Annotated in this window: 14 protein-coding genes, 2 pseudogenes and 1 other annotated feature; of the genes and pseudogenes, 12 read left to right on the top strand and 4 right to left on the bottom strand. The window is 52.6% G+C overall.

Annotation, left to right across the window (positions count from 1 at the left end; all coding sequences use genetic code 11):
• Nucleotides 1-17 precede the first annotated feature (17 nt).
• Complete coding sequence (locus HVX64_RS12765; protein ID WP_043000530.1) at nt 18-638, bottom strand: L-threonylcarbamoyladenylate synthase; 621 nt, start codon at nt 636-638, stop codon at nt 18-20.
• The gene (gene rnm / locus HVX64_RS12770) at nt 635-1,516 is read right to left on the bottom strand and encodes an RNase AM (protein WP_181825027.1); all 882 of its coding nucleotides are present in this window, start codon (nt 1,514-1,516) and stop codon (nt 635-637) included. Before rnm ends, HVX64_RS12765 begins: the two co-directional genes overlap by 4 nt.
• 158 nt (nt 1,517-1,674) lie before the next feature.
• Nucleotides 1,675-1,769, top strand: a sequence feature (Trp leader region).
• Between the two features lie 23 nt (nt 1,770-1,792).
• Here rnm and HVX64_RS12775 point away from each other — a divergent pair.
• The 5 genes from HVX64_RS12775 to trpA are packed head-to-tail and all read left to right on the top strand — an operon-like array spanning nt 1,793 to nt 8,322.
• The gene (locus tag HVX64_RS12775; protein ID WP_043000528.1) at nt 1,793-3,355 is read left to right on the top strand and encodes an anthranilate synthase component 1; all 1,563 of its coding nucleotides are present in this window, start codon (nt 1,793-1,795) and stop codon (nt 3,353-3,355) included.
• Nucleotides 3,355-4,950, top strand: a complete 1,596-nt coding sequence (gene trpD, locus HVX64_RS12780) for a bifunctional anthranilate synthase glutamate amidotransferase component TrpG/anthranilate phosphoribosyltransferase TrpD (RefSeq protein ID WP_044257722.1) — start codon at nt 3,355-3,357, stop codon at nt 4,948-4,950. The genes HVX64_RS12775 and trpD overlap by 1 nt, the downstream gene beginning before the upstream one ends.
• Before the next feature lie 3 nt (nt 4,951-4,953).
• Complete coding sequence (trpCF, locus tag HVX64_RS12785; protein ID WP_044257825.1) at nt 4,954-6,312, top strand: bifunctional indole-3-glycerol-phosphate synthase TrpC/phosphoribosylanthranilate isomerase TrpF; 1,359 nt, start codon at nt 4,954-4,956, stop codon at nt 6,310-6,312.
• A gap of 10 nt (nt 6,313-6,322) precedes the next feature.
• Complete coding sequence (gene trpB, locus HVX64_RS12790) at nt 6,323-7,516, top strand: tryptophan synthase subunit beta (RefSeq protein ID WP_044257721.1); 1,194 nt, start codon at nt 6,323-6,325, stop codon at nt 7,514-7,516.
• Nucleotides 7,516-8,322, top strand: a complete 807-nt coding sequence (trpA, locus tag HVX64_RS12795) for a tryptophan synthase subunit alpha (protein WP_043000525.1) — start codon at nt 7,516-7,518, stop codon at nt 8,320-8,322. The genes trpB and trpA overlap by 1 nt, the downstream gene beginning before the upstream one ends.
• 36 nt (nt 8,323-8,358) lie before the next feature.
• Here trpA and HVX64_RS12800 read toward each other — a convergent pair whose 3' ends face one another.
• Nucleotides 8,359-9,822 carry a GGDEF domain-containing protein gene (locus HVX64_RS12800; protein ID WP_181825028.1) on the bottom strand — a complete coding sequence of 488 codons (1,464 nt, stop codon included), beginning with the start codon at nt 9,820-9,822 and terminating at the stop codon, nt 8,359-8,361.
• Nucleotides 9,823-10,403: 581 nt separating this feature from the next.
• Between HVX64_RS12800 and HVX64_RS12805 the strand changes: the two genes are divergently transcribed.
• The 4 genes and pseudogenes from HVX64_RS12805 (at nt 10,404) to HVX64_RS12820 (ending at nt 12,644) form a co-directional block, all read left to right on the top strand.
• Entirely contained in the window at nt 10,404-10,586 is a 183-nt protein-coding gene (locus HVX64_RS12805) for a general stress protein (RefSeq protein WP_044257720.1), read from the top strand.
• An 88-nt stretch (nt 10,587-10,674) separates the two neighbouring features.
• A pseudogene (locus HVX64_RS12810) lies at nt 10,675-11,174 on the top strand (ferritin-like domain-containing protein).
• Nucleotides 11,175-11,238: 64 nt separating this feature from the next.
• Nucleotides 11,239-11,745 (top strand): ferritin-like domain-containing protein, encoded by a 507-nt coding sequence (locus tag HVX64_RS12815; RefSeq protein WP_043000521.1) that lies wholly within the window; start codon nt 11,239-11,241, stop codon nt 11,743-11,745.
• 20 nt (nt 11,746-11,765) lie between these two features.
• Nucleotides 11,766-12,644, top strand: coding sequence for a manganese catalase family protein (locus tag HVX64_RS12820; protein WP_044257716.1), 879 nt, complete (start codon nt 11,766-11,768; stop codon nt 12,642-12,644).
• Nucleotides 12,645-12,717: 73 nt separating this feature from the next.
• Here the strand turns inward: HVX64_RS12820 and ompW are convergent, their stop codons facing one another.
• The gene (gene ompW, locus HVX64_RS12825; RefSeq protein ID WP_043000519.1) at nt 12,718-13,371 is read right to left on the bottom strand and encodes an outer membrane protein OmpW; all 654 of its coding nucleotides are present in this window, start codon (nt 13,369-13,371) and stop codon (nt 12,718-12,720) included.
• A 251-nt stretch (nt 13,372-13,622) separates the two neighbouring features.
• On the opposite strand from ompW, the pseudogene HVX64_RS12830 reads away from it, so the two are divergent.
• The 3 genes and pseudogenes from HVX64_RS12830 to HVX64_RS12840 form a co-directional block, all read left to right on the top strand.
• A pseudogene (locus tag HVX64_RS12830) lies at nt 13,623-13,700 on the top strand (YkgJ family cysteine cluster protein); the annotation flags it as partial.
• A gap of 28 nt (nt 13,701-13,728) precedes the next feature.
• A complete protein-coding gene (locus tag HVX64_RS12835) occupies nt 13,729-14,472 on the top strand; it encodes a YciC family protein (RefSeq protein WP_044257714.1) in 744 nt (247 codons plus the stop codon).
• Nucleotides 14,473-14,527: 55 nt separating this feature from the next.
• Entirely contained in the window at nt 14,528-15,067 is a 540-nt protein-coding gene (locus HVX64_RS12840) for a septation protein A (protein ID WP_043000517.1), read from the top strand.
• Nucleotides 15,068-15,186 lie beyond the last annotated feature (119 nt).

The raw sequence follows: 15,186 nt of genomic DNA on the forward strand, positions 1-15,186 counted from the left end.
TATACAGAGTTGCGTCCTTATAAGAAAGGTTTAACGTCGCCGACGCCTTCACGCAAGACAACCGGAGAATCATCGGTTAAATCAATCACCGTTGTGGGTTGCTGGCCCAGATAACCGCCATGAATAATCAGGTCCACCTGCTTTTCCAGTCGATCTTTAATTTCTTCCGGATCGGACTCGGTAAAATCACTGCCTGGCAGCATCAGCGAGGTAGAGAGCATCGGCTCGCCCAGCGTCTGCAACAGTTCGAGCGCGATCGGGTTCGACGGCACGCGCAGACCAATGGTCTTACGTTTTTCCTGCAACAACCGACGCGGTACCTCTTTCGTCCCCTTAAGGATGAAGGTGTAGTTACCCGGCGTATTGTTCTTGATCAGGCGAAAAGCCACGTTGTCGACAAACGAATAGGTCGACAGTTCGGACAGATCGCGACACATCAGGGTGAAGTTATGTCCATCCGGCAACTGGCGAATACGGCAAATCCGTTCCATCGCGCCTTTGTCTTCAATTTTACAACCGAGCGCGTAGCCGGAGTCGGTTGGATACACAATCACCCCGCCCTTACGCACAATCTCAACCGCCTGGTTGATCAGGCGCTGCTGTGGGTTATCAGGATGAATATAAAAAAACTGGCTCATACTTCCCTCACTGTGGTGTTCTGTGGCTGCTCCCACGTCTGCCAGACGCCTTCAACGCCTGCCGGCAGCCAGAGCTTGCGACCCAACTCGATCCACGGGCAAGGTTGATGAAAATCAGAACCTTGCGATGCCCATAGCTGATGCTGGCGGGCGAGCGTAGCCAGTTGCGTGCGCTCATTCGGGGACTGTTGGCACTGCGCGACTTCCATCGCATCACCACGATGTTGCGCAAAATACGCCACCAGCCTTTTCAGCCACTTAGCGCTAAGATCATACCGCCCAGGATGGGCCAGTACCGCCTTACCGCCAGAATGATGAATGACATCAATAGCTTGTTCTATTGTACACCACTGTGGCGGAACGTATCCTGTTTTCCCGCGCGCGAGATACTTTTTAAACACATCCGCCATGGTGGTCGCTTTACCACACTCCACCAGATAACGGGCGAAATGGCCACGGGTCACCGCGCCGCCATCGGCCAGGCGCAATGCCCCTTCCCATGCGCCGGTGATGTGCGCTTTTTCCAGGCGGTCAGCGATGAGCCGCGCCCGCTGCTGTCGGCGTTCCGTCTGTTGCGCCAGAAACGCGCACATCGCCGGATTTTCAATATCAATATTCAGACCCACAATATGGATTTCGTGGTTTTCCCAGACCGTGGAGATCTCAACGCCAGGGATCAAATTTAGCGCAAGGCCAGAAAGTGAAATTTCTTCGCTTGCCGCGGGGATCGCGGCTGTGGTGTCATGGTCGGTAATCGCCAGCGTGCCTACACGCATCTCGACGGCGCGGTGGACTAGTGCTTCTGGCGTCAGCCGTCCATCGGATGCCGTGGTGTGACTGTGCAGGTCATAAATCACTGCATAATTCGTGTCGCTCAAGGCGAACTCCCGTCTCTCAAAAATAGTCTTTCCTGCGCATCATAACGGTTCCGGCAAATTTACTGAAATCAGGTGTTGACAATAACCCATCGAACTAGTTAACTAGTACGAAAGTTCACAAGCAAAAGGGTATCGAAATGAAAGCAACGTTTGTTCTGCACGGTGGGTGGCGCACTTCCTGATTTCGGGCAGTGTATTTCGCGTGTAGATCGCCACCAGATACCCGGCCCGCCAACAGCGCGGGCTTTTTTTTGAACAAAATTAATGAGAATAACCATGCAGACATCAAAACCGACACTTGAACTCATTACCTGCGATGCCGCCTATCGCAAAAACCCGACGGAATTGTTCCACCAGGTTTGCGGCAATCGTCCGGCAACGCTGCTGCTGGAATCTGCGGATATCGACAGCAAAGACGACCTTAAAAGCCTGTTACTGGTGGATAGCGCACTACGCATCACCGCTACCGGTGACACTGTCACCATTCAGGCCTTAACTGACAATGGCGCCGCACTGTTGACATTGCTCGATGCCGCCCTGCCCGCAGGCGTTGAAAATGAACGCCAGGACGCAGGTCGCGTGCTGCGTTTCCCGCCAGTCAGCCCATTATTAGACGAAGATGCACGCCTGTGCGCACTCTCGGTCTTTGACGCCTTCCGCCTGCTGCAGGGACTGGTGAACGTCCCGGCGCAAGAGCGCGAAGCGATGTTCTTTGGCGGTCTGTTTGCGTACGATCTGGTTGCCGGTTTTGAAGATTTACCGCAGCTTGAGGCTGGCAACCGCTGCCCGGATTACTGTTTCTATCTGGCGGAAACGCTTGTGGTGATCGACCACCAGAAACAAAGCTCCCGCATTCAGGCCAGCCTGTTCAGCGACAATGAGGCGGAAAAACAGCGACTCACCGCACGTCTGGCACGTCTGAGCCAGCAGTTGACCGAACCTGCGCCGCCGTTACCGGTCGTTTCCGTGCCACAAATGCGCTGTGAATGTAATCAGAGCGATGAAGAATTTGGCGCGGTGGTTCGCTCAATGCAGAAAGCGATCCGCGCCGGGGAAATTTTTCAGGTGGTCCCGTCCCGCCGCTTCTCACTGCCCTGCCCGTCGCCGCTGGCGGCCTATTACGTGCTGAAGAAGAGCAACCCCAGCCCGTACATGTTCTTTATGCAGGACAACGATTTCACCTTGTTTGGTGCGTCGCCGGAAAGTTCACTGAAATACGATGCCACCAGCCGCCAGATTGAAATTTACCCGATTGCCGGTACGCGTCCTCGTGGTCGTCACGCCGACGGAACGTTAGATCGCGACCTCGACAGCCGCATTGAACTGGAGATGCGCACCGACCATAAAGAGCTTTCCGAGCATCTGATGCTGGTTGACCTGGCGCGTAACGATCTCGCCCGAATCTGTACGCCAGGCAGTCGGTACGTGGCAGACCTGACGAAAGTTGACCGTTATTCTCACGTTATGCACCTGGTCTCTCGCGTCGTCGGCGAATTACGCCACGATCTCGATGTCCTGCACGCCTACCGCGCCTGCATGAACATGGGCACGCTGAGCGGGGCACCGAAAGTGCGGGCAATGCAGTTGATTGCCGAAGCCGAGGGCCGTCGACGCGGCAGCTACGGCGGTGCAGTCGGTTACTTCACCGCGCACGGCGATCTGGATACCTGCATTGTGATTCGCTCCGCGCTGGTGGAAGACGGTATCGCCACCGTCCAGGCGGGCGCCGGTATTGTGCTCGATTCTGTTCCCCAGTCAGAAGCCGACGAAACCCGTAACAAAGCGCGCGCGGTCCTGCGTGCCATTGCCACCGCGCACCACGCACAGGAGACTTTCTGATGGCTGACATTCTGCTGCTCGACAACATCGACTCATTCACCTATAACCTGGCAGATCAGCTGCGTACCAACGGTCATAACGTGGTGATTTACCGTAACCATATTCCGGCTCAGACTCTGATTGAGCGTCTGGCCACCATGAAGAACCCGGTGCTGGTGCTGTCTCCAGGCCCTGGCGTACCCAGTGAAGCAGGTTGCATGCCGGAACTGCTGACCCGTCTGCGCGGCAAGCTGCCAATTATCGGTATCTGCCTGGGCCATCAGGCGATTGTCGAAGCCTACGGCGGCTACGTCGGACAGGCCGGCGAGATCCTGCACGGTAAGGCATCCAGCATTGAACACGATGGACAGGCTATGTTTGCCGGTCTGACGAATCCGCTGCCGGTTGCCCGCTATCACTCTCTGATCGGTAGCAATATCCCCGCCGGCCTGACCATCAACGCCCATTTTAACGGCATGGTGATGGCGGTTCGTCATGATGCCGATCGCGTGTGCGGCTTACAGTTCCACCCGGAATCCATTCTGACCACCCAGGGTGCACGTCTGCTTGAGCAGACGCTGGCCTGGGCGCAGCAGAAGCTGGAGCCGACCAATACCTTGCAGCCGATCCTCGAAAGACTGTATCAGGCACAGACCCTGAGCCAGCAGGAAAGCCACCAGTTGTTCTCCGCCGTGGTACGCGGTGAACTGAAACCGGAACAGCTGGCTGCCGCGCTGGTCAGCATGAAGATTCGCGGCGAGCATCCGAATGAGATTGCCGGTGCGGCAACCGCCTTACTGGAAAACGCTGCGCCGTTCCCCCGCCCTGATTATCTGTTCGCCGATATCGTTGGCACCGGCGGCGACGGCAGTAACAGCATTAATATTTCTACCGCCAGTGCATTTGTCGCGGCGGCATGCGGCCTGAAGGTGGCAAAACACGGCAACCGCAGCGTTTCCAGTAAATCCGGCTCATCAGACCTGCTGGCCGCCTTCGGTATCAATCTCGATATGAATGCCGACCGATCGCGTCAGGCGCTGGACGAACTGGGCGTTTGCTTCCTGTTTGCCCCGAAATATCACACCGGTTTCCGTCATGCGATGCCGGTACGCCAGCAGTTGAAGACCCGTACGCTGTTCAACGTACTGGGGCCGCTGATTAACCCGGCGCATCCGCCGCTGGCGCTGATTGGCGTTTATAGCCCTGAACTGGTTTTGCCGATTGCCGAAACCCTGCGCGTGCTGGGTTACCAGCGTGCCGCGGTCGTACACAGCGGCGGAATGGATGAAGTCTCTCTGCATGCGCCGACCATTGTGGCGGAGCTACATGACGGCGAGATCAAAAGCTATCAGCTGACGGCAGATGACTTTGGCCTGACCCCTTACCACCAGGAACAACTGGCAGGCGGTACGCCGGAAGAAAACCGTGACATTCTGACACGCTTACTACAAGGTAAAGGTGACGCCGCCCATGAGGCAGCCGTTGCCGCAAACGTCGCAATGTTAATGCGACTGCATGGTGAAGAAGATCTCAAGGCTAATGCGCAAACCGTTCTCGAGGTCTTGCACAGTGGTTCCGCTTATGACCGAGTCACCGCTCTGGCGGCAAGAGGGTAAATGATGCAAACCGTTTTAGCGAAAATCGTCGCAGACAAGGCGATTTGGGTGGAAGCCCGCAAACAGCAACAACCGTTGGCCAGTTTTCAAAACGATGTCCAGCCCAGCTCGCGTCACTTTTATGACGCCTTACAGGGCGCGCGTACGGCTTTTATTCTGGAGTGTAAGAAAGCCTCCCCGTCTAAAGGCGTGATCCGCGATGATTTCGATCCGGCGCGGATTGCCGGGGTGTATAAACATTACGCCTCCGCCATTTCCGTTCTGACGGATGAGAAGTACTTCCAGGGCAGTTTTGATTTCCTGCCGATCGTGAGCCGCATCGCGCCGCAGCCGATTTTGTGTAAGGACTTTATTATCGACCCTTACCAGATTTACCTTGCGCGCCACTATCAGGCCGACGCCTGTCTGCTGATGCTTTCGGTCCTCGACGACGAGCAGTATCGCCAGCTTTCTGCCGTGGCACACAGTCTCAAAATGGGCGTGCTGACAGAAGTCAGTAATGAAGACGAACTGGAGCGCGCCATTGCGCTTGGCGCGAAAGTGGTCGGGATTAACAACCGCGACCTGCGCGACCTGTCGATTGACTTAAATCGGACGCGCCAACTGGCGCCGAAACTGGGCCAGGGTGTGACGGTGATTAGCGAATCGGGGATCAACACCTACGCTCAGGTTCGCGAGTTGAGCCATTTTGCTAATGGTTTCCTGATTGGTTCCGCACTCATGGCGCATGACGATCTTAACGCCGCCGTACGCCGTGTTCTGCTGGGCGAGAATAAGGTCTGTGGCCTGACGCGTCCAGAAGATGCCAAAGCCGCCTGCGAGTCTGGCGCGATCTATGGTGGACTGATTTTTGTTCCTTCATCACCTCGTTTTGTCAATATTGAACAGGCCCGCGAAGTGCAGTCCGCCGCCCCGCTACAGTATGTTGGCGTATTCCGCAATCACGACATCGCCGACGTCTGTGAAAAAGCTGTACAGCTTTCACTGACAGCCGTACAGCTGCATGGCCGCGAAGATCAGGCGTATGTTGATGCGCTACGCGCCGCGCTGCCTGAAAACGTACAGATCTGGAAAGCGCTGAGCGTCGGTGACACTCTCCCGGCCCGCGATTATCAGCATGTCGACAAATACGTGCTGGATAACGGCCAGGGCGGCAGCGGTCAGCGTTTTGACTGGTCGTTACTGCAAGGACAATCGCTGGATAACGTATTGCTGGCAGGCGGTCTTGGCGCGGATAACTGCGTTGAGGCTGCTAAGACTGGCTGTGCCGGTCTCGATTTTAATTCAGGTGTAGAGTCACAGCCGGGCATCAAAGATGCACGCCTTCTGGCCTCGGTATTTCAGACACTGCGCGCATATTAAGGAAAAGGACATGACAACATTACTCAATCCCTATTTTGGTGAATTCGGTGGCATGTATGTGCCGCAGATTCTGATGCCTGCTCTGCGTCAACTGGAAGACGCGTTTGTCAGTGCGCAAAAAGATCCCGAGTTTCAGGCCCAGTTTACCGACCTGTTGAAAAACTACGCAGGGCGTCCCACCGCGTTGACCAAATGTCAGAACATCACCGCCGGGACCAATACCACGCTGTACCTGAAACGTGAAGATCTGCTGCACGGCGGCGCGCATAAAACCAACCAGGTGTTAGGTCAGGCATTGCTGGCAAAACGCATGGGTAAAACCGAGATTATTGCGGAAACGGGCGCGGGCCAGCACGGGGTAGCTTCGGCGCTCGCCAGCGCCCTGCTCGGCCTGAAATGCCGTATCTACATGGGGGCAAAAGACGTTGAGCGCCAGTCACCAAACGTCTTCCGTATGCGTCTGATGGGTGCGGAAGTGATTCCGGTTCACAGCGGTTCAGCCACGCTGAAAGACGCCTGTAACGAGGCGCTGCGTGACTGGTCTGGTAGCTACGACACCGCGCACTACATGCTCGGCACCGCTGCTGGCCCGCACCCGTTCCCGACCATCGTGCGTGAATTCCAGCGCATGATCGGTGAAGAAACCAAAGCGCAGATCCTCGAAAAAGAGGGTCGCCTGCCGGACGCGGTGATCGCCTGCGTGGGCGGCGGTTCCAACGCCATCGGGATGTTTGCCGATTTTATTAATGAGCCAAACGTTGGGCTGATTGGTGTAGAACCGGGTGGTCACGGGATTGAAACCGGTGAACACGGTGCGCCGTTGAAGCACGGTCGCGTCGGGATCTATTTTGGTATGAAAGCGCCAATGATGCAGACCGATGAGGGACAGATCGAGGAGTCCTACTCCGTCTCTGCAGGTCTGGATTTCCCGTCCGTCGGCCCACAGCATGCGTACCTGAACAGCATTGGTCGTGCCGACTACGTGTCGATCACCGATGATGAAGCGCTGGACGCCTTTAAAACGCTCTGTCTGCACGAGGGCATTATCCCGGCGCTCGAGTCGTCACACGCCCTGGCCCACGCGCTGAAAATGATGCGTGAGAATCCGGAGAAAGCGCAACTGCTGGTGGTTAACCTTTCCGGTCGTGGGGACAAAGACATTTTCACCGTACACGATATTCTGAAAGCGCGAGGGGAAATCTGATGGAACGCTATGAAAGTTTGTTTGCACAACTAAACGATCGCAAGGAAGGTGCCTTTGTTCCCTTCGTGACCCTCGGCGACCCTGGCGTTGAACAGTCGCTGAAGATTATCGATGCCCTGATTGAGGCAGGTGCAGATGCGCTGGAGTTAGGGATCCCTTTCTCCGATCCGCTCGCTGATGGCCCGACCATTCAGAGCGCCACGCTGCGCGCGTTTGCCGCTGGCGTCACGCCGACCCGTTGTTTTGAGATGCTGGCCGCCATTCGCGAAAAACATCCGACCATTCCCATTGGTCTGTTGATGTACGCGAATCTGGTATTCAGCAAAGGTATTGACGCGTTTTATGCCAAATGTGCCGAGGTCGGCGTGGATTCGGTTCTGGTCGCCGACGTGCCGGTGGAAGAGTCCGCGCCATTCCGTCAGGCGGCGCTGCGCCACAACGTTGCGCCGATTTTCATCTGCCCGCCCAATGCCGATGATGACCTGCTGCGCCAGATCGCCTCTTATGGCCGGGGTTATACTTATCTGCTGTCTCGCGCAGGGGTGACGGGCGCAGAAAACCGCGCTGCGCTGCCTTTGCATCATCTGGTAGAGAAACTGAAAGAGTACAACGCCGCGCCTGCTTTACAGGGCTTTGGTATTTCCGCACCGGAGCAGGTGTCTGCCGCCATTGACGCCGGCGCCGCTGGCGCGATCTCCGGTTCCGCGATCGTCAAAATCGTTGAGAAAAATGTCGAGCAGCCTGATCAGATGCTCGCAGAACTCAAATCATTCGTCAGCAGATTAAAAGCCGCTACCCGTCAGTAATACCCAAAGACCGCCAGTCTCGCGCTGGCGGTCCCATTATTTAGCCTGCTTCATTTTGTACATCTCGCCATCTGCATACTGAATGGCATCATCAATGCCCTCAGTCACTTCGGCTACGCCCCATGAGATGGAAAGCGGCACCTGCGTCTCCTTCACGAGAAACTGATACTCATTGATTTGCTGGGTGATACGTTCCGCGATGGCGACCGCATCGCTCGTTTTCGCCTTATACAGCACAATCACGAACTCATCTCCCCCGGTGCGAATCACCAGATCGTCACTGGTGCGGGTATTGGACAACATCCGGTTGGCAATAATCTGTAGCGCTCTGTCCCCGGCAACGTGTCCCCAGGTGTCGTTAATTGCTTTGAATTTATTGCAATCAACCAACACCACCGAACTGTCAGAGAGATCCCGCCGCTTGATGATGTCGAGAATTTTACGGTTGAAACAGCCCGTCAACGAGTCGATGTAGACTTTCAGATCGCTCTCATTTAGCCAGGATTTTAACCCCATCATGATCAGTACAAAGAAGAACGGTGCCATCAGGATCAGCAACCCCGCCTGGGTGTCATGCATCGCAAACCCACTGAGCGAGATAGCGTAGTGAATGACATATTTCTCAGAGAGCACTTTGAAGGCAATTTCCGGACGCTTTTTACATTCCCCCCACAGACAAAGCGACTGCTGATTCAAAGTATTCACCAGCGAAACGTTCAGCCCATGCGGCACCTGTCCATCAAAGGCGTCGCGTAATGCCTCCTGAAGTTCCGGCTTCGCATGATCGTAAACCAGATAGCCAAGGATATGGTCGGAAATCTCAGTACGCGAGAGGTCATAAATATAACTCACGACGCTAAAGGCTTTCTCATCCGTGATTTTATCGTTATAAAAATCCGTGGAGCTTAAGGCCTTCGTTTTGACACTCTTTTCCAACAGGCGGGTATAAAAATCGACGGGAGGTAAAAAGAAGTCGGAGATATTCTGCGCCATTTGCGACGTACGATAATTAAACGCTTTGGTGTCAGTCGGCGTAAACCAGTAAAAATAGCTCGCATCCTCGGCAATAACGTAGCGATGAGCATCGAAATTTCCGGGGTTAAGCGCATTCACCCTACCGCGAATAAACTCAGCGGCGGTATACATGCACAGTGCGTTTAACGTCGGTTCACGCGCCACCATCGCGCCCGATGCGGAGTGAATGCGTTTCCTGTCGGCGTTAATTCCCCAGACCCTTCCACGAGGGAGAAATAGTGACATGGCACCACACTGATCGGCGGCTTTGATCTGCCGGTAGCGCACGCCGGTCGCATCCGCGATCATTTCATTATCATTGAAGATATCAAGCATCCGCTTTTGCAGGCGGTTCATTCCTTCATTGACTGCTGCCAGTCGCTGCTCATAAATAATAAACAAAAAAAGTGATGTAAATAGCAGCGTGGTTAGCGCTGAAATAATAAGTGCCTGTCTGTTTCTTAAACTGTCCTGCACGATTTTCACTAAGGCACCCTGAGCATCAACACGCTGTTAACACTACGTTATTCGATTTTAAGAAGGCAGTACAGGTCTCACGGGAGAATCTCGCCCTTCTGTCAGACGACTTGTGAGTAGAACCGCCCCGCTACAAATAATTTTAGTCTACCTGCGCCGCTTTACGTGGTGCGCAAACACTCAGCGTTAGCCTGTCATCAGGCTGAAAGAGCGGTTTTGATGCCTGCGTCCTCTGGGTTGTAGCACAGATCTGCGACCAGGAATATTCTTAAAGAGACAGTCTTATGATTATTTACAATGTCAACCCATCCACATAAATGTAAATTTACGTCAATTACATTAACAGTATTAATATAACCACACATTATGATACCATGAGTTATTAATAGAATAGTGAATTATAAGGCGTTAAGTCGCTCATTTCTAAAGGGCTACATTATTATTTTCTGATGGCTGCACCACATTATATTTCCCCCTCGTGACAAATCCGTAACAATTTGACTATCCCGGGATAGCGACTAATTTTAGAAAGGTACCGACACCGGTCACAAATTAACATTTATGTTTACCAACGAAACAGGAGAAATAACATGGCCGAACATCGTGGTGGTTCTGGAAATTTCGCCGAGAATCGTGAAAAAGCATCAGAAGCGGGCCGTAAAGGTGGCCAACATAGCGGCGGAAATTTTAAAAACGATCCGCAACGTGCTTCTGAAGCAGGTAAAAAAGGCGGCCAAAACAGCCGTGGCGGAAATAAATCCGACAAATCGTAGACATCCTTTTTTTTTATAATTTTTAAGATTTATCGTTTACGAACGCTGCGAGTCTTTCGACTCGCAGTATCATCCCAGGAGAATAGAGATGAATATTAAAACTGTTGAAGATGTTTTTATCCACCTGCTTTCAGACACCTACAGCGCAGAAAAACAATTGACTCGGGCGCTATCGAAATTAGCCAGAGCTGCCTCCAGTGAAAAATTAAGTCAGGCATTTCAGTCCCACCTTGAAGAGACCCAAGGGCAAATGAACGTATTGATCAGATCGTTGAATCCGAAGCGGGTATTAAAGTAAAACGCATGAAGTGTGTGGCGATGGAAGGTCTGATCGAAGAGGCCAACGAGGTCATTGAGAGCACCGAGAAAAACGACGTGCGTGACGCTGCGCTTATTGCCGCCGCACAGAAAGTTGAGCACTATGAGATTGCCAGCTACGGCACCCTTGCCACTCTCGCAGAGCAACTGGGCTATCGCAAAGCAGTGAAACTGCTGAATGAAACCCTGGAAGAAGAGAAAGCAACCGATATTAAACTGACCGATTTAGCCATCGGCAACGTGAATAAGAAAGCGCAAAATAAATCCTGAATTATTTTTATCCTGGTTATTAAATATCCGCTTTTAATTAATTCATTCCCAGAGGACATTACAAATGAATGCTATCGAACATTATCATGACTGGCTTCGTGACGCCCATGCTATGGAAAAACAAGCCGAATCGATGCTGGAATCCATGGCGGGTCGTATCGATAACTATCCTGATCTACGCTCGAGAATTGAGCAACATATTAGCGAAACCAAACATCAAATTACGATTCTGGAAGAGATCCTCGACCGCAATAATATCTCACGTTCTGTCATTAAAGATTCCATGAGTAAAATGGCGGCGCTGGGACAATCCATTGGTGGTATTTTTCCATCTGATGAAATCGTAAAAGGTTCGATCAGCGGTTATGTTTTTGAACAATTCGAAATTGCCTGCTATACCTCCCTGCTTGCTGCGGCGCAAAAAGCAGGCGATACCGCCTCAATTCCGGCTATTGAATCTATTCTCAATGAAGAGAAACAAATGGCTGACTGGCTGATTAAGCATATTCCGCAAACGACGGAACAATTTTTACTGCGCTCGGAAACTGACGGCGTAGAAGCCAAAAAATAACAAATACATCAGGAGGCATAATGTTTCGACACGTTAAGCAACTTCAATATACGGTGCGAGTCAGCGAGCCTAACCCTGGTTTAGCGAATCTTTTGCTGGAGCAATTTGGCGGCCCACAGGGCGAACTGGCTGCGGCATGTCGTTACTTCACTCAGGGCCTGGGTGATGATGATGCTGGACGCAAAGAGATGCTGATGGACATTGCGACCGAAGAACTGAGTCACCTTGAAATCATCGGCTCCCTTGTCGGGATGCTGAATAAAGGGGTCAAAGGCGCATTGGCTGAGGGGACGGAAAATGAAGCAGAACTGTACCGATCCTTAACGGCAAATGGGAATGACAGCCATATCACCTCGCTGCTGTATGGCGGCGGTCCGGCCCTCACTAACTCCGCCGGTGTGCCCTGGACTGCGGCGTATATCGATACGATTGGCGAAGTGACAGCCGATTTACGCTCCAATATCGCGGCTGAAGCACGCGCTAAAATCATCTACGAACGCCTGATCAACGTAACGGACGATCCCGGTGTTAAGGATGCACTGGCATTTTTGATGACGCGCGAAGCGGCACACCAGCTCTCCTTTGAAAAGGCGCTCTACTCTATTCGTAATAATTTTCCGCCGGGCAAACTGCCACCGGTCGAGCAATACACGAATGTGTATTACAACATGTCGCAAGGCGACGATCCGCGTGGAAGCTGGAACAGCGATGACTATTTCGATTATGTTGCCGATCCGCAGCCTGCCGTGGATGGCGGAGATGGCCTGGCGACCGTCAAACTGACCAAAGAGCAACAGGCGATGGTCAAAGCCATGGCGAAAAGGACCCAGTCCGATCCGAACGCAGACCCATTAACCGGCGCTGAGCTGGGTGATGGCGAACCAAAGGACAAAGCATAAGCAGATATAGCGATAAAACCGTGTGTGTCATGTCCCTGTTGACCCCGTAAATACGGGGTCTTTTTTAGGCCAATCAGAAACGGTAACCGGCAGAGAACATAAATACCCACGGATCGAGGCGGATGTTGTCGTTGTAACGACCTTCCGGCAGTACGGCGCCGTTAGATTTATATTTGGCTTCGGTATCAATATCCATGTACCACACTGACATGTTGATCAGCCAGTCGCGGTTGATGAGATAATCCAGACCGACTTGCCCTGCCACACCCCACGAGTCTTTCAGACTAAGATCGGACAGCCCTGCATTCTGACCATCATCATTGAATTTCGTGTCGAAAAAGGTGGTGTAGTTAACGCCTGCGCCAACATAAGGACGCAGTTTGCTGCTGGAATCACCGAAATACCACTGCGCCATCAGGGTTGGCGGCAGGTGATGAACGGTGGCGATATCACCGGTTGCCTGCGTGCCTACTTTATGGCGGAATGGCGTTGCCGCCAGCAGTTCAACACCGATGTTATCGGTCGCCATATAAGTGAATGTCAAACCTAACTGCGTGTTGTTACTGACATTAAAGCCGCCTAAATGGCCTAACGTTCCATCCGCACCTTCCGTCGGTCTTACCGTCGCCGAACCGGCACGAATAAAGAACTCGCCAGCTTCATGCGCGTAAACGCTGCCAGAGAGAAGTGTACATACTGCCAACGCCGCCACTGTTAATTTTTTCATATCCGCTCCATCGTTATGGTTATAAATACGTTACAAATATACCTACATTGGAGTAATAAGTGATCTCTCCAGGGTCACATTCGACTATCAAATTCAATGTTTGTTGATCCAGATTAAAGTAGAAGTGGCATTGAAAATACAACTATTGGAATCAGATCAATTTTTAATATTTCCATGATGAATGCATTTCTTGCGTTTTTTGCGTTTGTTAAAACTGACTCCCCGTAGATTTGTTGAGCAAATTACTCTGGCTTTACAAAGATATGCTTTTCCATACACCCCTTGATGCTGCCACTGCGCAGTTATCCAGGGTACAATTGCATGCTTAACAACACCTGCAGAACTCAAGGAGAGTGCATGTCTATCACGGCGAAATCTGTATACCGTGACACCGGGAATTTTTTCCGTAATCAATTTTTAACCATCCTGCTGATCTCGCTGCTGTGCGCGTTCATCACGGTGGTATTAGGGCATGCCTTCTCACCCAGCGATGCGCAGATTGCGCAACTGAGTGAAGGGGATCATCTTGAAGGAAGCGTAGGCTTGTTCGAACTGGTGCAAAACATGACGCCGGAGCAGCAGCAGATCCTGTTGCGCGCCTCGGCAGCGTCTACCTTTTCAGGACTGATTGGTAATGCCGTCCTGGCCGGTGGCGTTCTGCTAATGATTCAGTTAATTTCAGCCGGTCATCGCGTCAGCGCCCTGCGCGCGATCGGTGCCAGTGCGCCGATCCTGCCGCGTCTGTTCATCCTGATTTTACTGACGACCCTGCTGGTACAGCTCGGGATTATGCTGGTCGTGGTACCAGGCATCCTGTTGGCTATCCTGCTGGCGCTTGCGCCGATTATGCTGGTTCAGGATAAAATGGGTGTATTCGCCGCAATGCGCAACAGTATGCGTCTGGCGTGGTCTAATATGCGACTGGTCGCCCCGGCTGTGATGGGCTGGCTGCTGGCAAAAACGCTACTGTTGCTGTTTGCCTCCAGCTTTGCTGCGCTTGACCCTAACGTTGGCGCCGTTATCGCGAATACGTTGAGCAATCTGATCTCCGCCATATTGCTCATCTACCTGTTCCGTCTGTATATGTTGATTCGCCAATAACCCTGTCTGCGTCGCCGGCAGTAATGCCCGACGCGTTTGATTACGGAATCGAAGAATGAAGCAGTTTCTTGATTTTTTACCGCTGGTTGTCTTCTTTGTTTTTTACAAAGTGTACGACATCTATGCGGCCACCTCGGCGCTCATTGTCGCAACGGCAATCGTGCTCATCTACAGCTGGGTTCGCTATCGCAAAGTTGAAAAAATGGCGCTGATCACTTTTGTTCTGGTGGCCGTGTTCGGCGGGTTAACCCTCTTCTTCCATAACGATGAATTTATTAAATGGAAGGTGACGGTGATTTACGGCCTGTTTGCCGGTGCGCTTCTGGTTAGCCAGTGGATCATGAAAAAGCCGCTGATCCAGCGCATGCTGGGTAAAGAACTGACGCTACCACAGCCGGTCTGGTCTAAGCTCAACCTCGCGTGGGCCATCTTCTTTATTCTGTGTGGGCTTGCCAATATCTACATCGCCTTCTGGCTACCGCAAAATATCTGGGTGAACTTTAAGGTATTCGGCCTCACCGCCTTGACGCTGATCTTTACCCTGTTGAGTGGTGTTTATATCTATCGCCATCTCCCGCAAGAAGACAAATCGTAAATGCTCATCCAACCAGGCCCATGGGCCTGGTTTTGCTTTCTGCACAATCCCTGCCGTACTCGCCCTAAATTGCCTGAATCGTGAAGATATTATGGAGATTGCCTTCACAACATTGAAAT

This window comes from Citrobacter sp. RHB20-C16 (genome assembly GCF_013890155.1).
GTDB classification, from domain to species: domain Bacteria; phylum Pseudomonadota; class Gammaproteobacteria; order Enterobacterales; family Enterobacteriaceae; genus Citrobacter_A; species Citrobacter_A amalonaticus.